This window comes from Candidatus Colwellia aromaticivorans, from assembly GCF_003333305.1.
Lineage (GTDB): Bacteria > Pseudomonadota > Gammaproteobacteria > Enterobacterales > Alteromonadaceae > Colwellia > Colwellia aromaticivorans.
Genome location: NZ_QOLD01000073.1, coordinates 44098 through 61654, shown reverse-complemented (window position 1 = coordinate 61654; position 17557 = coordinate 44098). Strand labels below are relative to the sequence as shown.

The 17557-nt window shown below is 37.4% G+C and carries 14 protein-coding genes and 1 pseudogene; 7 read left to right on the top strand and 8 right to left on the bottom strand.

What is annotated here, in order from left to right:
- Positions 1–5: 5 nt before the first annotated feature.
- Both DWA31_RS11785 and DWA31_RS11780 read left to right on the top strand, forming a co-directional pair.
- Positions 6–722, top strand: a complete 717-nt coding sequence (locus tag DWA31_RS11785; RefSeq protein WP_114326777.1) for a pseudouridine synthase — start codon at positions 6–8, stop codon at positions 720–722.
- Positions 723–956: 234 nt separating this feature from the next.
- The gene (locus DWA31_RS11780) at positions 957–3083 is read left to right on the top strand and encodes a sensor domain-containing diguanylate cyclase (protein ID WP_114326776.1); all 2127 of its coding nucleotides are present in this window, start codon (positions 957–959) and stop codon (positions 3081–3083) included.
- A 17-nt stretch (positions 3084–3100) separates the two neighbouring features.
- Here DWA31_RS11780 and DWA31_RS11775 read toward each other — a convergent pair.
- Positions 3101–3950: pseudogene (locus tag DWA31_RS11775) on the bottom strand (2OG-Fe(II) oxygenase family protein).
- 149 nt (positions 3951–4099) lie between these two features.
- Here DWA31_RS11775 and DWA31_RS11770 point away from each other — a divergent pair.
- The gene (locus DWA31_RS11770; protein WP_114326775.1) at positions 4100–4390 is read left to right on the top strand and encodes a hypothetical protein; all 291 of its coding nucleotides are present in this window, start codon (positions 4100–4102) and stop codon (positions 4388–4390) included.
- A 369-nt stretch (positions 4391–4759) separates the two neighbouring features.
- Here DWA31_RS11770 and DWA31_RS11765 read toward each other — a convergent pair whose 3' ends face one another.
- From DWA31_RS11765 to DWA31_RS11755, 3 genes are all read right to left on the bottom strand, one after another.
- Positions 4760–5818, bottom strand: a complete 1059-nt coding sequence (locus tag DWA31_RS11765; RefSeq protein ID WP_114326774.1) for a trypsin-like peptidase domain-containing protein — start codon at positions 5816–5818, stop codon at positions 4760–4762.
- 160 nt (positions 5819–5978) lie between these two features.
- Entirely contained in the window at positions 5979–7349 is a 1371-nt protein-coding gene (locus DWA31_RS11760) for a DegQ family serine endoprotease (RefSeq protein WP_114326773.1), read from the bottom strand.
- Positions 7350–7472: 123 nt separating this feature from the next.
- Complete coding sequence (locus DWA31_RS11755) at positions 7473–7931, bottom strand: Z-ring associated ZapG family protein (RefSeq protein ID WP_114326772.1); 459 nt, start codon at positions 7929–7931, stop codon at positions 7473–7475.
- Between the two features lie 176 nt (positions 7932–8107).
- Between DWA31_RS11755 and zapE the strand changes: the two genes are divergently transcribed.
- On the top strand, positions 8108–9223 hold the full coding sequence (gene zapE / locus DWA31_RS11750; protein ID WP_114326771.1) for a cell division protein ZapE: 1116 nt from the start codon (positions 8108–8110) through the stop codon (positions 9221–9223).
- A 384-nt stretch (positions 9224–9607) separates the two neighbouring features.
- On the opposite strand, the gene DWA31_RS11745 is transcribed toward zapE, so the two are convergent.
- The 4 genes from DWA31_RS11745 to folB form a co-directional block, all read right to left on the bottom strand.
- On the bottom strand, positions 9608–10462 hold the full coding sequence (locus DWA31_RS11745; protein WP_245942601.1) for a tetratricopeptide repeat protein: 855 nt from the start codon (positions 10460–10462) through the stop codon (positions 9608–9610).
- Positions 10463–10502: 40 nt separating this feature from the next.
- Positions 10503–11324 carry an undecaprenyl-diphosphate phosphatase gene (locus DWA31_RS11740; protein WP_114326770.1) on the bottom strand — a complete coding sequence of 274 codons (822 nt, stop codon included), beginning with the start codon at positions 11322–11324 and terminating at the stop codon, positions 10503–10505.
- Between the two features lie 306 nt (positions 11325–11630).
- Positions 11631–12128 carry a 2-amino-4-hydroxy-6-hydroxymethyldihydropteridine diphosphokinase gene (gene folK, locus DWA31_RS11735; RefSeq protein ID WP_114326769.1) on the bottom strand — a complete coding sequence of 166 codons (498 nt, stop codon included), beginning with the start codon at positions 12126–12128 and terminating at the stop codon, positions 11631–11633.
- Positions 12128–12499, bottom strand: a complete 372-nt coding sequence (gene folB / locus DWA31_RS11730) for a dihydroneopterin aldolase (RefSeq protein ID WP_114326768.1) — start codon at positions 12497–12499, stop codon at positions 12128–12130. Before folB ends, folK begins: the two co-directional genes overlap by 1 nt.
- A 186-nt stretch (positions 12500–12685) precedes the next feature.
- Between folB and plsY the strand changes: the two genes are divergently transcribed.
- The 3 genes from plsY to DWA31_RS11715 are packed head-to-tail and all read left to right on the top strand — an operon-like array spanning position 12686 to position 17546.
- Positions 12686–13297, top strand: coding sequence for a glycerol-3-phosphate 1-O-acyltransferase PlsY (gene plsY / locus DWA31_RS11725; protein ID WP_114326767.1), 612 nt, complete (start codon positions 12686–12688; stop codon positions 13295–13297).
- A gap of 29 nt (positions 13298–13326) precedes the next feature.
- Positions 13327–14466, top strand: a complete 1140-nt coding sequence (locus tag DWA31_RS11720) for an efflux RND transporter periplasmic adaptor subunit (protein ID WP_114326766.1) — start codon at positions 13327–13329, stop codon at positions 14464–14466.
- On the top strand, positions 14466–17546 hold the full coding sequence (locus DWA31_RS11715; protein ID WP_114326765.1) for an efflux RND transporter permease subunit: 3081 nt from the start codon (positions 14466–14468) through the stop codon (positions 17544–17546). Before DWA31_RS11720 ends, DWA31_RS11715 begins: the two co-directional genes overlap by 1 nt.
- The last annotated feature ends 11 nt before the right edge of the window (positions 17547–17557 follow it).

Sequence of the window (17557 nt, the reverse complement as noted above, 5' to 3'; positions counted from 1 at the left end):
TCATTATGTCTATCAGTCGTGCTCGTCTAGATCGTTTAATCAGCGAAAAGTGTCAAATTAATCGAAAAAAAGTTCGCTTGTTATTGGCGCAAAAACGCGTGAGTGTTGATGGGGTTATTGCCACAGATATTGCTCAAGCAATTGATAAGTTCTCTATTATCAAGTTTGATGATCAAGTTATTCAGGAAAATCGCGCCTTGTATATTATGTTGCATAAACCTGTCGGCGTGGTGTGTGCAACGAAAGATGATAAACATAAAACCGTGATTGATTTAATCAACTTAAAATTAACACAGGCAGAGAAAATAAGTTTGCATATTGTAGGGCGTTTAGATTTGAATACTTCAGGTTTAGTATTACTGACCAATGATAGCCGTTGGTCAGAGCAATTAACATCACCTAAAAGTAAAGTCGCTAAGCGGTACTTAGTAACATTGAAAAATCCATTAGATCATGATTATATTAACGCGTTTGCCAAAGGTATGTATTTTGCCTATGAAGATATTACCACCAAGCCAGTAAAGCTTAATATTCTTTCTCAATATCGCGCAGAAGTGATTTTAATGGAAGGGCGTTATCATCAAATAAAACGAATGTTTGGACGCTTTGATAACCCTGTTACCGCATTACATCGCACATCAATAGGTCCATTTATATTAGATGAAAACTTATGTGTGGGTGAAAGTAAATTTATTAGCATAAGTAATAAAATTGTAATATAGTTTTGTTATGCTATTTGCATTAATACCCTAGACTTTGTGCTGAATCAAAGAATACTTTTCTGATATTGATTATCATTATCATTATCATTTATCAATAGTGCTAAATCGTAATAGCGTAAGCCATAATAAAACCCTATTTGATTTTTGAGCACAGTAGCGATAGTTAATGTTGTTCGCTATGATTTATTTAATGGATATGCCGCTTTTAGGCAAATACAATCAAGGAATGAAAGCATGAATAAGGATGTTTCAATCACCCCGAAGCAATATGATTTTATTGCTGATATTCAACGTAAAACCTTAGAAAAACTTGCTGCTAATGATCCTGTTGCGGATATTTTAAATTCCCTTTGTTTGTTAGCTGAAAGTATTTTGCCTAATGCTGTTGCCTCTATCATGATGCTTGATGCAAGTGGTGGCTTACTAAGCGTGAGGTGCGCTCCTTCAATTCCAACTGTTGGTCATGAAGCCTTAGCTAAGTTAAAGCCGGGGCCATTTGGTGGTTCATGTGGCAATGCGGTTTTTCATAATGAAGCACAATATGTGCAAAATACTTTAGAAGATGAGCGCTGGAAAAACCTCCGTCATATCGCTTATGACTTTAATATATGCTCTTGTTGGTCAATGCCTGTTAGTAATGAACATAAACAAGCCATAGGTTCTTTTGCATTATCATCATTTGAACATAGAACACCGGCATTGTTTCATAAAAAAATACTCGAGACTTGTTCTTCTATTGTAAGTATTGTTTTAAAAAGGCAGCTGAATGAAGATCGTCTACTATTACTTTCTGTTGGGTTTAAAAATGCCTCGGAAGCTGTGGTTATTACAGATAAAAATAATAACATTGTTGAGGTGAACCCCGCTTTTGAAAAAATATATGGTTTGTGCGAAAGTGACGTTCTAGGTAAAGACCCTAAAATTTTATCTTCGGGTGAGCAAGGTCATACATTTTATCAACAGTTGTGGCAGGAACTGTTGCTAAAAGATCAATGGCGTGGCGAAATAACTAATAAGAATCAAAATGGCGAGTTAGTTGCTCAATGGATGAGTATTAGCGTGATTAGAGATGAACATGGAGAAATACAAAATTACTTGTCTGTATTTAGCGATCTAACTAAATTAAAGTCAGCCCAACAACAAGTGGTAGAGATGGCATTTTATGATTCAGTAACACAGTTGCATAATAAAACCTACCTTGAGCAGCAAATACTGGCTAATGAACAAAACTATTCGCTGCTTCTACTTAATATTAATAACTTTAGTTACCTAAATACCGCTTATGGTTTTAATATTGGCGATAAAATATTAACCGCTATTGCGAATACTTTAGTGAATACTTTTACTACTCATGAAACATTTAGACTTAATTCTGATGAATTTGGCTTGTTATTTGAAGGCGAAATTAATGTTGCGGAACAAATAAAAATTATTCAACAATACTTTTATAATACGCTTATTCAAGTTGAAGATATTTCTCTGCATATTGCTTTTACTTATGGTGCAGCGCAAGGGAAGAAACATTTATTACATAACTGTGCTATAGCATTGAAGAAAGCAAAAAGCTTAGGGAAAAACCGTTATCACATATTTGATGTTAAAGATGATCTTGTTGATGATTCGACCCGAGAGGGGTTTATTGCCAGTAATCATTTATTGTATTCAGCGTTAGAGCTTGATCAGTTTACACCTTACTTTCAAGGTATATATGATAATGAAAATCAAACAATACAAAAGTTTGAAGTACTAGCGCGTATTATTAAAGGGGATAAAGTCATCTCGCCATTTCACTTTTTAGATACGGCAAAATTATCGGGTTTATTACCTGAAATTACCCGAATAATAGTGGATAAAAGCTTTAAAATCATGAGTGATTATGATTATATTTTTTCAATAAACATTACCGAAGATGATTTAAGTCAAAACTACCTTTTAGATTATTTAGAGGAAAAAACCGGACAGTATAAAATACAGCCTCAGCGTGTTATTTTGGAAATACTAGAAGGGGTGAGTGCCACAGGTAAAAAAAATCATATCAATCAGTTAAATGAATTAAAAGCCAAAGGCTATTTACTTGCTATTGATGATTTCGGTACTGAGTATTCAAATTTCGAACGCATTCTTGAACTTGATATTGATTACTTAAAAATTGATGCTAAGTACATAAAAGATATTGATCTCAATGAAAAAAGTTATGAAATTACCCGAGCCATCACTTTTTTTGCTCACAATGCTAACATTCCTTGTGTTGCTGAATTTGTTCACAGTAAGCCAGTACAAACAGTTGTTACAGCATTAGGTATTAATTACTCACAAGGTTATTATTTTAGCAAACCCTCACCACTTCCTATTATTACTTAACGTTAAGCGCAGTTCAGCTATTTAACACCAAGCTCTTGTAAACGTTCTAATAAATAACTGGCTTGGGTGTGCTTTTCTGATAACTTTACTTCACTGCGAGGGTGGAGAAAAAGCGGTAATGAAATACGCGATCTACTATTAGCTTCACCACTTGGATTAATAACTCGATGAGTTGTTGAAGGAAAGTAGCCATTAGATGCTTCTTGTAGCATGTCACCAATATTGATGATTAAATTACCAAAGTCACTGGGCACATCTAACCAACTACCATCTTGACATTTTACTTGTAAACCCGCTTCATTTGCTGCGGGTAATATGGTTAATAAATTAATATCTTCATGAGCGGCTGCTCTAATTGCGCCCGCTTCTTCATTACCTGTCAATGGTGGATAATGTAAAACGCGCAATAAAGTATTTGGCGTATCTTTAATCATATTAGATAGCGCCTCTGAATAGTTTTTTGCCACATGTTCTGGGCTATATTTTTCAACCCAATCAAGTAACTCACCCGCTAGATCAGATGCTAACTGATAGTAATTTAGAATTTCATCTTTTAAGGCTTCGGGTATACGTCCCCATGGGTAAACATGGTAAAACTCTTTTATGTCTTTTTATGTCTTTTTGTGTATGACTTTTCGCGGTTTCTGATATTTTAGAAGAAAAATAACCATCTTGCTTGTCTGCGTCAAAAACAAAATGATGTTTGTCTTCACTATTGAAGAATAGTTGCCAGTTTTGATAGATAGAATTAACTAATGATTGCTCAATTGGGTGATTTATCAGTATGGCAAATCCGGTTTCTCTTAGGCTTTGAACAAAGCACTGTGGTGCATTTTTTGCGGTATAGTCGACAATAGGTAGTGACATGAAATTCTCGTTAAGTGGAACGGGTATAGATTGTAACGGGATTTTTTCTCTATTCAAGTTTGTTAATAAAAAACTACCGCGCTTTGCACTTTGTTATATACTGTTGACAATATTTACTTTAAATTAAAAATAATTAAGCGATTGATAACATGAATTACACCTCTTTTCTAGCTGCGGGTATTGCTATAGTGTTAACTGGCTGTTCAAGTAATGATAATGCTTGTGAAGACATTACTTTAGCCTCAGAGCAAATTCAGCAATGCCAAGTATTACATCGTCAAATAATTAATGCCAAAGGCAAGCCTATAATTCGTACTGAACTTGAACGTAGATACCAACAAGACTGTATTGATATTCGCTACTATCGAGATGAAAAGCAATCTGCCATATGTGGCAATAAACGTCGTGTAGAAGAAATCAGAAAAAACGCAGAACAATAAGCGAGTAACAACAAATAAGATAGTAATTTTTCCTAACGACTTTATGTCGCTAGTAGAAGAAACTAACTTAGCTCAAGTAATATACCCGTGATACCTCAAAATGCGTGTTTCAGGATGCCAGAGCGATTCATGATCAAGGAGCATTTTTTTATTAAGGGTTATTCCCTTAAAAACAGATGTAACGAAGAGCATGATTTACTCAGACATCCCCGTAGGGCTGGTTTAGAAACGTTTTAAGCAGCGTTATTTATTTCGACAATAGAACAACTATTATCTTCAATCAATGCCTTGCCTAAAGACGTTTCTAATTCCAGCTGAATCCTGCATTTTGAAGTAACACGGGTATATATTTACAGATGCCAACAGACTCTAGTTCTTAAATTCAGCAATGGTCACTGTGGTTTCAATCCTTTTACCTTGTCGATAAAGCTTGAATATTAATGGCGTATTTGGTCTTGTTTCTGCAACGATATCTAAGGCTTGGGTAATGCTACTAATTGGCTGATCTGAAATTTGGTAAATCACATCACCGACTCGTATATCTCCGTTATAAGCTGGACTGTTGGCTGTGACGGACTCAACCAAAAAACCCTTTAAATCGATTAAGTAGCGTTCAGCAGATATACCTAACCAACCACGAATTACAATGCCATTTTCAATTAACTGGTGCATAACTTTTGCTGCCAATTCATAAGGTACAGCAAAAAAAATACCTTGAATATTTTGTTGCGGGTTTGATTGAGTAAATTTACGAGAGTTAATACCTACCAATACACCGTTACTGTTAATAAGAGCCCCACCAGAATTGCCATCATTAATTGCAGCATCCATTTGTAAAAAATTTAAGTAATTAGTATTGCTTAAACCACTGCGCCCTGTCGCACTAATAATACCCTGAGTAACCGTTTGGCCTAAATTAAAAGGGTTACCAATGGCTAAAACAATATCACCTACCAATGATTGTTGGTGCAGGTTTTGAGGGATAACGGGCAAATTCTTTTTATCTACCTTTAGTACAGCTAAATCAGTCGCTTGATCAAAGCCAATTAGCTCTGCGGAATATTCTCGGCCACTTTGCAGTAACACTTTAATAAGATCAGCATTTTGAATAACATGCATGTTAGTTAAAATGTAACCATTGCTATCCATTATCACGCCTGAGCCTAATCGTGTTGCTTTGATTGCAGACCTACCATAATTTGGACTTGATTGAATAGCTTCGGAATAAATATTAACAACGGCAGGGCTAGCTAAACTGACTGCTTTGGCATAAGAAAGTGGTTGAGGTGCTTTTGTTTCCCTATTAAGTAATTGCTTTATAAAACTATTGTCATTTAATTTAGGAACCAACAATAGCAAGGCAACCGCAAATAATACGCCATAACTGATCGAGTTAATAATATACTTTAACGCAGGCTTTAGCTTCAAAAGAAAATACTCAATGGAACATGACTTTATGATTTATTTGAGTTTAACACAAAATATAACAGCGACTAAAAATAAAAGGCTGATTTAAAAAATCAGCCTTTTATTTAATCTTCAGTACATATTAAAGGGTAGGTCTTAAGGTAAATAATACCAATGAATATTACCTAACCATCAAGTATTGTGAATAATTATCACGAATAATATTGAGGGCAAAAACCCCGTTCTTATCTTTTAGATAATTACGTAGCTCTGCTATATTATTGATACGAGTTCGGTTTATGGCAGTGATCAAATCACCTGATTGTAAGCCAACAAGTTGCGCTGGTGAGTTCTCTGCGACATTGACAATAATAACCCCGTTATTCTTGTTGTTATTCTCTAATTTTGCCCCTTCAAACATGCGGTGAATACTGGCAGCGGCAACATTATTCGTTTGCGACTGTTTTAACTTAACGTTAAATTCTTGTTCATTGCCATTGCGAATTATAGTTAACTTAACTTTTTTTCCTGCGCCAAGAGAGCCGATTTTACCTCGTAATTCGTTAAAGGTTTTTACTGATTTACCATTGACCTTAGTAATTACATCACCAGGCTTGATACCAGCTTCATCTGCCGCAGAGTCAGGCATCACTTGTTCAATAAAGCCGCCTTGATTCGTTTTTAACTCCATCGCTTTCGCTATTTCGCTATTTACGCTACGGCCGGAGACACCTAATACACCACGATGGACTTCACCAAATTCAATAATTTGTTTGGCTAAGTTATGCATCATGTTACTAGGAATGGCAAAACCAATGCCAACGTTACCACCATTAGGACCTAAAATAGCGGTATTAATACCAATGAGCTCACCACGTAAGTTCACTAAAGCGCCACCTGAATTACCACTGTTGATGGCTGCATCAGTTTGAATAAAGTCTTCATAGTTTTCAATATCTAACCCGCTACGACCTAATGCACTAACAATGCCTGAAGTCGCGGTTTGTCCTAAACCAAAAGGGTTGCCAATAGCTATGGCAAAATCACCAACACGTAATTTATCCGAATCAGCGATGACAATTTCGGTCAAATTATCAGCATCAATTTGTAATAAGGCGATATCGCTATCGGCATCTGAGCCTATTTTTTTTGCTTTTATTTGACGGCCATCTTTAAGAGTGATAATAATTTCATCTGCTTGTTCTATCACATGATTATTGGTAACAATATAACCTTCTTTAGCATCAATGATAACGCCTGAGCCTAAACCGCGAAAAGGTCGTTGACGTGCTTGGTTTGGGTTTTGATTAGGTTTACCAAAAAATTGAAAGATATCAGGAATACCTTGCTTTACTTTATGGGTGCCCTTTACGGCAATACTGACGACAGCAGGCGTAGACTTTTCAAGCATGGGAGCAAGGCTTGGCATAGTTTGATTTTCAATACTTGTTGGCGAAATTGAAAATGCATGGGCATTTGATATAACAAATGAGCTAGAAAGTAATACAGCGCTAAGAATAGCAGACAGCGGAACAAGAGATGATTTTTTCATATGAAAGGGATATCCTAAAACGTAAATGTTAAACAGATAGACTTAAACATGTAAATTAAGTTCACAAATGCCCTAATGGCATTTGTAACACTTTATTTCTAGTAAATAATTTCGGGTATAGTTTTATTTAGCGCTTGAAGTTTGTTGGTGCTTTTCATCAACAAACAGGCCGCTTGCTTTACTGGAGTAATCTAATGGTGCTTCTGTGACAGCATCAATTTTTTTATTTACTTTTTTCGGGTGTCTTAGTCCTGCTGTTTGCGCTAATTGCTCTTGGGTTTCTTGTGAGAAAAAAGGCATAGCATCAGTATCGTTCGTGGTTGCACGTTTTAATAACTGTGTGCTTTCTTGCATTTGTTTCATTGCAGTTTGGCAGGTACTATTCATTTGCTCTAATAATTTTGCTGAGCTTTCAAGATGGTCAGAAACATCGAGTTTATATTGACTTAATGCTGCCTCACTTTTATTAGCTTGCTCTGCTAATTTACGTTGTTCTTGATTTGAAGAGGATAAAAAGTGATTAGCAATAAACCCACCAATGGCGCCGATAATGAAAACAACTAATGCGGTTACTACGGTCATAAGATTACCTTAAATTGAGATAGAAATAAAAATAATGAATAATTCAATGTTAAACATAACGCTGTTATGGTTTACAATAATATAGTGCTAGCGTTTTTATTTATAGCTTTAACTTGCTCATATTAAAAAAATGTTGGTAATTTCTTTTTTTTTAAACCACTAATATTCAAATAAACATGATTAAACTTTCTCCAATTGACAGATATAAACAAGATCTAACAAAAGATGATTTTATTTTTGATGCTGCGCAAGAAAATGCAGTTAAACATTTGCAGCGCTTATATGAAGAATTACAAATTAAGCCGCTTAAAGTATCTAGCTTTAAAAAGGTATTGAATCGCTGGAAAAAAGTTTATGCAAAAAAAGAATCCAAGCCAATTAAAGGCCTGTATTTTTGGGGGGGTGTAGGACGAGGAAAAACCTATTTAGTTGACACTTTTTATGATTGCCTTCCTTTTGAAAATAAAATGAGAGTCCATTTTCATCGCTTTATGCATAGAGTGCATCAAGAGCTTAAGGGGTTAACAGGTCAGTCAGATCCATTAAAAATTATTGCTAAAAAGTTTGCCAGCGAAACTCGAATTATTTGCTTTGATGAATTTTTTGTTTCTGATATAACCGATGCTATGATTTTAGGTACTTTATTTGAAGAGTTGTTTTCACATAATGTTACCTTAGTTGCCACCTCCAACATTATTCCTGATGGGCTATATCGCAATGGTTTACAACGGGAGCGTTTTTTACCTGCGATCAAGTTGATTAATGAGCACACTGACATTATTAATGTTGATAGTGGTGTTGATTATCGATTACGTACCTTAGAACAAGCTGAAATTTTTCATTACCCACTGGATCAACAAGCAAGTGAAAATTTGCAGCTTTACTTTAAGCAACTTTCTTGTGAGCCAGGTGAAAAAGGTGTTGATATTGAAATCAATAATCGCCAATTAAACACGGTATGTGTTTCTGACGGTGTTGTTTATTTTGATTTTTCAGTATTATGTGAAAGCGCTAGAAGCCAAGGTGATTATATGGAAATTAGTCAACTCTACCACACGGTATTAATGGCTAATGTTAAGCAGATGGGACATGAAAGTGATGACAGTACTCGGCGCTTTATTGCCTTAGTTGATGAGTTTTACGAGCGTAATGTTAAGCTTATTATGTCAGCGGAATATCCACTGGAAGAATTATATACGGGTGGTAATTTAGCGTTCGAATTTAGACGTTGTTTGAGCCGTCTACAAGAAATGCAATCGCATGACTATTTAGCGAGTGAGCATTTACCGTAGCTCCAGTTTCGACCCTTCGACAAGCTCAGGGCAAGCGGTAAACACTCCGTTCATCCTGAGCGCGTAGCAGTCGAAGGAAGGGCAAGCGGTAAACACTCCGTTCATCCTGAGCGCGTAGCAGTCGAAGGAAGGGCAAGCGGTAAACACTCCGTTCATCCTGAGCGCGTAGCAGTCGAAGGAAGGACAAGCGGTAAACACTCCGTTCATCCTGAGCGCGTAGCCGTCGAAGGAAGGTCAAGCGGTAAACACTCCGTTCATCCTGAGCGCGTAGCAGTCGAAGGAAGGGCAAGCGGTAAACACTTCGTTCATCCTGAGCGCGTAGCAGTCGAAGGAAGGTCAAGCGGTAAACACTCCGTTCATCCTGAACGTGTAGCCGTCGAAGTGTTAGTACAAAAGCGTATACAATTTGCGGCGAAATTTAGTCGCAATAACATCACCATCAGGTAGCGCTTTTAATACATCTAAAAACAGCTCTTTGCTTTTGTCTTTTGTTTCGGGGTCGCCACTTTGCACTAAGCGAAATAACAAGGTTAATGCTTCTTCTTGACGATTGACTTGGCTGTATTGTGCCGCTAATTGATGTTTAATTTCTATATCATCAGGTTTGCTGGCAAGTTGCGCTTCTAATGCTTGAATTTCTGGCGAATTAGCTGCTTGGTTGGCAAGTTCAAGTTTAGCGACTAATGCTTGGTAGTAACTATCTTGATCTACCATCATTATCGTTTCTAGTAGCCCTTGTGCTTCGTCGGTATTTCCTGTTTGAATGTAAACATCAATTAACACGAGTTTAATATCGGCGCGTTCAGCATCAAGTTGATAAGCTTGATTTATCGCATTTTGCGCTTCGGCTAACTTATTCTCCGTTAATGCAGTTTGTGCTTGAGCTAGTAATAGATCTTGAGCTTTAGGTAAATGTTTATCTAAAAAGGTGGCAATACTTTCATCGGTTTGTGGCCCTGAAATACCATCAAGTGGTTGCCCATCTTTCACTAAAATAGCCGTTGGTAAACCTTGAATAGCAAATTGCTGTGCTATTTGTTGTTGGCTTTGACAGTCAAGAGATGCCATCAGCATTTGTTCACCAAAAGGCTGTACCTTTGCTGATAGTGCATCTCTTAATTGAATGCTTTCTGGTACTTGATCTGCCCAGAATGCGATTAAAACAAGTTTGTTTTTTGATTCTTCTAATACCACTTGTTGGAAATTTTCTAAATTAATTGCAATCATATTTGAATTCATTTTATGTCCAGAATAAGAAGTTTTTCTAATATTGGTACAGCTAAGCTAATACAAACCATAGTAAGCCAGCACCTAAGATTAAACGATAAATAACAAAAGGCATCATGCCTAGTTTATTTAACAGAATAAGAAAATAATGAATACAGGCATAGGCACTAACAAAGGCGATTAAGCTACCAAGCCCAATCGCTTGCCAGTCAACTGCTTCTGTAGATAATACTAACTTGAGCGTTAAGTAACTGCCCGCCATCGCAATAGCAGGGATAGATAATAAAAAAGAAAAGCGTGCGGCGTTATCTCGGCTTAAGCCTAACATTAAGCCAATAGTCATGGTGATGCCAGAACGAGAAGTGCCTGGTATTAATGCTATTGCCTGTGCTAAGCCAATGAGCATAGCGCCTTTAAGTCCAAGTTTGTCCAGTGGCTTATGTTCTTTTCTGTGGCCTGCTTTGATATCAGCATAGCCTAATAAAAACCCAAACAATAATGTTGTTGCGGCAATCACTAAGGCTGAGCGTAAGTGTTCTTCAATAAAGTCTTTACCTAATAAACCAAATAAACCAGCAGGAATGGTAGCAAAAAGAATCCACCAAGCTAATTTACCATCAAAAGAGTGTTTGTTTTTTTCTGGGCCAATATTGATTGTGCCAAGCCAAGCTACCGACATAACACCTAATTCTTTTCTAAAATAGGACATTACCGCTAATAAAGTGCCTACATGTACAGCAACATCGAAAGCTAGCCCTTGATCTTGCCAGCCCAATATTTGTGAAGGTAATATCAAATGAGCAGAGCTTGAAATAGGTAAAAACTCTGTTAAACCTTGTAGCAATGCTAAAATAATGATTTCTAATGTAGACATAAATTCTTGTTCTCGTCCTTTAATTTAACGTATCTATGATAGATGGTTCAGGAGCATCATCCCCGTGATTTCTTAATCGGGGATCTAGTGTATTAAGCACAATAGATCTTCGATCAGAGACTTCGAAGGTGACGTCTACAGTTACATCCTGAGTTAACTGTATAGTCATGTAATTTAATAATATCTGCAGTTCTTTATTGTCCAAGTCACGAAAAATAAAATTTCAAGCTACCAAGTGCTTGCCATGATAATGGGTTACTTTGAAACTATCTAACTCGCTGCTCGTAACTTGACGCTTTTCTTTCGTTACCAACAATTAGCGACTATTTTTAGTTGTTGGTAATTTTTGTCATAGTTTTGCCAAAGCGTATAATAGTTTTGCTTTATTATGGGATGGACAACTTGCGGTGCTACTTCACTTAATGGCCATAAAACAAAGGCATTTCTGTTTATTTCATTACGAGGCAATTGTGCAGGCGAATCGATAATTAAATCATCATAAAGCAATAAATCGAGATCTAAAGTGCGTGGACTAAATTTTTTGGCGTCGTTTGTACGGCCATAATTAAATTCAATATCACGCAATTTTATGGCGACTTGCTCAACACTCAGTGATGTTTTAATCCCTATAACCATATTTAAAAAAGCGTTACCACTAAAACCAACCGCCTCACTTTCAAATAATGATGAAAGCTTTAGTTGTTCAAAAGGTAAGTCGAAGGCAACAGCGAGCGCGTTAAGCCCCTTTTGAACATGATATTCACGTTCGACGTTACTGCCTAATGAAATATAAATATTAGCCATTAACTTGACTTGTTTGGGTTTAGTTGACCACGTTCAATTTCAACACCTACAGTTGCAGCATTATGTACAGCGCCGGGTTTTCCTATGGTTAATTGTAACCAAGGGATATGAAACTGAGACATTAAAAATACGGCCATACGCTCTGCTAATGTTTCTATTAAGTCAACAGGGTTGTCATTGGCGAAGGTTTCTATCGCGATAGATATCTCAGCATAATCTAACGTTTTTGCTAATTCATCATTTTCTGCTGCTTTGGCAGTATCCCATGCCATAGCAACATCGATAACTAAGGTTTGTTTGATTTCTTTTTCCCATTGAAAAAAACCAATAGTTGTTTGAATATGCAAACCTTTGATAAAAACTTTATCCATGAATTTTCCGTTAAATTATTTTTTGAAGGAATTATACCAATTGAGGTAATGAATTAGTCAATTCATTACCTCAATTGGTATTGTTACAAAATAAAAGCTGAGTTTACCTGCGCAGGTGTAGAAAAACTAGCAGATAACAAGATAGAATGACGAATAATGTTAATTTTTTGAAAAATTCAGATTGCCATGTTGCTATTAACACTTGCCATGATTATTGCTGCTTATCTAATTGGTTCAATTTCTAGTGCTATTTTAATTTGTAAAATGCTTGGTTTACCCGATCCTCGTACCACAGGCTCGCATAATCCTGGGGCGACTAATGTTTTAAGGATTAGTAATAAATTAACTGCCGCTACCGTGTTATTTTTGGATATTCTAAAAGGAACAATTCCTGTCTGGGGAGCTTACTTTTTATACGCTCACTTTTTAGAAAGAGAACCATTATACTTAGGCATTATTGGTGTAGCTGCTTGTCTAGGGCATATGTATCCATTATTTTTTAACTTTCAAGGTGGCAAGGCTGTAGCTACTGCGCTAGGGACATTGCTACCCATAGGCTTTAGCTTAGGTGCTTTACTTATTCTTACTTGGGTTACGGTAGCAAAACTGACTAAATATTCAAGTTTATCGGCAATCGTTACGGTATCTCTTGCACCACTTTATGTGTTTTTTTTAAAGCCACTTTATGTGTATCCCACGTTGATGTTGAGTGCATTAATTATTTTTCGCCATAAAGATAATATTATTCGTTTGCTTAACGGTACAGAAAATAAAATAACGACTAAAATCAACTACTAATAAACGGCTATCAGCTTTTTAGGAACTTCATGAAACAATCACTCAAATCATTATGTTTACATTTCTTAGTTTTGGTTTTAGCCCAGAAATCGGTACTTGCACAAAATTCCCCTCCTGCTAATGTCAATGTTGATAGTGCAAAAATGACTGAGTTATCACCTGTAGTTTCAGTATTAGGTACAGTGGTTAGTCAAAATGACTCTAAAATTGCCGCCGAAGTTTCAGGTCGATTGACTAGTTTATCTGCGATTGGTGCTCGTGTTGCCCAAGGTGATGTGATTGCACGAATTGATGATAAGCAGTTAAAAATTCAATTAAGAGAAGAGAAAGCTAATGTGCTTAATAGTAAAGCTCGTTTACGTTTTCTAGAGGCGGAAGTTGTTAGAAAAAAACAATTATTTAAACAAAAATTATCACCCGAAACCGAATTTGATAAAACGCGGTCTGAGCGTGATATTGCCCAAGGTGATGTAGTTGTTGCACAAGCACGATTAGACAAAACTAAGCAGAACCTTGCTTACACGCAATTAAAAGCACCTTTTTCAGGTATTGTTACCCAGCGCATCGCTAACCTTGGTGAATATGTTGAAAATGGTAGTGCTATTATTCGTTTGGTCGAAATAGCGAATAGTGAAGCCAGTGTTTTTGCGCCTATTGTCGCTTTTCAATTTTTAAAAGAAGCTAAACAGTTATCAGTTGAATCACCACTGGGCTCAGGCTATGCAATGATTAAAGCGATAGTGCCCGTGGCTAATGCACGCTCTCACTTGATGGAAGTACGGTTGGATATGTCAACATTTGATTGGCCAATCGGTTTGAACTTTAAAGCACAAGTGGCTAATGGCCCAAGTGAAATGCTATTAGCCGTGTCTCGTGATGCTTTAGTGTTACGTCGTGATGGTGCCAGTGTATTTCGTGTTAATGAAAACGATCAAGGCGTAATAGCTGAAAGAATTGCCGTGACTATTGGTGCGGGTATGGGGGGGCTGGTGGCTGTTACCAGTACCGATTCTAGTAAAAGCATACAAGCGGGCGATTTAATTATTATCCGTGGCGCAGAGCGTTTGCAGGATGGTCAAAGCGTAGTGATAAGAAAGAATAATCATGAACTAATTTCTCATGATAGCCGTACGAAAAGTAAAACGCCTGATAAGAAAGGAAATCAGTAATGAATTTAACGGCATCCGCACTTAAAAATCCTACCGCGGTTATCGTTGCTATTTTATTGATTGCGCTGTTTGGTGTTATCAGTGTATTTCAACTACCTATCCAATTAACGCCAGATATTAGTAAGCCAGAAATAATTATTTCTACTGGTTGGCGTTCGGCGGCACCAGAAGAAATAGAAGCTGAGATAATAGAACGTCAAGAAGATGTACTTAAAGGTTTGCAAGGACTTGAGTCATTGATTTCCTCGTCTAAACAAGGGAAAGGTAATATTACCTTGCGTTATCGAACAGGTATTAACTTAGAACGTGCGCTAATTGATGTAATGAGCGCGTTAAATCAAGTACCTAATTACCCTGCTGATGCCACAGAGCCGGTAATTACAGTGGGTGGAAATAGTACTTTTACAGCTATTGCTTGGTTTGCGCTGAAGCCATTACCGGGTAATGAGCGAGATATTGTCAGCTATCAAGATTATGTTGAAGAGGTTATTCAAACAAAACTAGAACGGGTTGCAGGTATCTCAAAAACGAATGCCTTTGGTGGTTTATCGTCTGAACTACGCATAACGTTTGATCCCTATAAAGCTGCTGCTCTGGGTTTAAATATTCCAGCGCTAGCATCAACGTTAGCAAATAATAGTGACACTTCCGGCGGTTTTAATGAAGTAGGTCGGAGAAAATATACCTTACGATTTTCGGGTAAATATGGCACAGAGCAATTAGCAGAAATGGTACTAGATTGGCGTGATGGCCAACCCATATTACTCCGTGATGTCGCTAAAGTAGCACTTAGCTTAAGAGATAGAACGGGTATTTTAACCTTAGATGGAGATCCCGCTATTGCGATGAATGCTCAGGCTGAACAAGGGGTTAATGTTATTGCCGTGATGGACGAACTCAAGGCTGCTATGAGGGAGTTAAATGCTGGACCACTAAAACGAGTGGGTCTGAAAATGATACAAATGTCAGATGAAACCATTTATATCAATCGGTCAATGAATTTAGTACGCAATAATTTATTGATGGGTGTTGCCTTGGCTATAATAGTTTTATGGTGGTTTTTACGTAAATTTCGAGCAACATTAATTGTTGCGTTAGCTATACCTATTTCATTAGTCACTACCCTTATTGTTATGCATATTACAGGCAGAACGTTAAATATTATTTCTATGGCAGGTTTAGCTTTTGCGGTTGGCATGGTGCTTGATGCGGCTATTGTGGTATTAGAAAATATTGTTCGTTTGCGTGAAAAAGGAGACGATCCTGAAAAAGCTGCATTAAAGGGAGCTAGTCAAGTATGGGGAGCATTAATCGCATCAACCATTACCACCGTTGCTATTTTTCTGCCAATTGCCTTTTTAGATGCCGTGTCAGGGCAATTGTTTGCTGATTTGGCTATTACCATTGCTGTTGCTGTTGTCGCTTCATTAATTATTGCGGTAACAGTTTTACCCACTGCAGCACGTAAACTACTGACAGAAGTCAGTGCCGATGATCCTCATGCGCATTGGTGGCGTAATATTACTAAGGGTGTTATGCATATTACCGGCACACCAACAAAACGCTTCGCTTGGGTGTTTGGTTTAATGTTTCTTTCATTTGTGGGTAGTTGGTTGTTATTTCCTAAAATTGATTATTTACCCAAAGGCAATCAGAATCGATTTCAAGCGTTTATTCTGCCGCCACCAGGATTAAGTTATCCTGCTGCTCGTTTTGAAATGAGTGATGAAATTAATCGTCGTATGAAACCGTATTTAACAGGCGAAAAAGAACCCAAACTTGCGCATACTTGGATGGGTTTTTTTGGTAGTTTTGGTTTTATGGGGGGGCGTGCAGAGAATGTTGATGATATTGCTGAGATTATCCAAATTATTAATGGTGAGTTTTTTCAAGGTTTTCCCGATACAATAGCCTATGCTTCACAATCGCAAATATTTAGAAGTTTAGGCGGTGGGCGCCGTATTGATGTTGATATTCAAGGTAATGATGTTGATACATTATTACAAGCAGCACAAGCGGGTTACGGTGCAATAAACCAAGCATTGCCAGGGGCGCAAATTCAACCTACGCCGGGGTTAACCTTAGCCGAGCCTGAATTGCGTATGATCCCTAATGAAAGGCGCATGGCCGAAGCGGGTTGGAACCGTTCACAAGTGGGTGCCATTACTCGCTCTTTGGGAACTGGCCTCTATGTAGGTGACTTTTTTAATGGTCAAAAACGCCTTGATGTATTTTTAAGATCAACGGACTGGCAATCACCTGAAGAGCTAGCCGCCATTCCTTTATACACCCCTAATGCTGATGTTCAACCGGTTGGAGAGTTAGTTAATATTGTTAGAACGGCCGGGCCAAGTTCTATTAGACGAGTTAATCGTCAGCGTACTATTACATTGCAAGTAACACCCCCTGATAATTTGAGTTTAGAAGAGGCGATAGCCACAATAAAACTAAAAGCTGAGCCAGCAATTTTAGCGGTATTGGAAAATGATAGTGCCAATGACAGCGGCAATGTCGCGAGTGTTAATTATCGTGGTACCGCTGAAGCGTTAACTGAAGCGTTAACCAGTATGGGGCAAAGTTTTGCTTTAGCATTGATCATACTATATTTATTGATGGCAGCGTTATTTCACTCATTTAAAGATAGTGTGCTAGTTATACTGACTATACCCTTAGCAACGATTGGTGGTATAGGCTTTTTACAATTAACCAATTTAGTTATTTTTCAACCGTTAGACTTATTAACCATGATTGGCTTTATCATTTTACTTGGCTTAGTGGTTAATAATGCTATTTTATTGGTGTACCAAACACGATTGGGTGAGGGTGAAGGTCTATCTCGACATGATGCAGTAGAACAAGCGGTTCGACTAAGGTTAAGGCCTATTTTAATGAGTACTTTAACCAGTATATGCGGCATGTTACCGCTTTTATTGGTTCCGGGTGCAGGTGCTGAACTTTATCGTGGTATTGCTGCAGTGATCGTTGGGGGGATGAGTGTCAGCACAGTATTTACACTAATTTTTCTACCAAGCTTATTACAAATGGGTACTTCGACTGCTCGTTCCTCGCGCTCAGTATGAACGGAGTATTA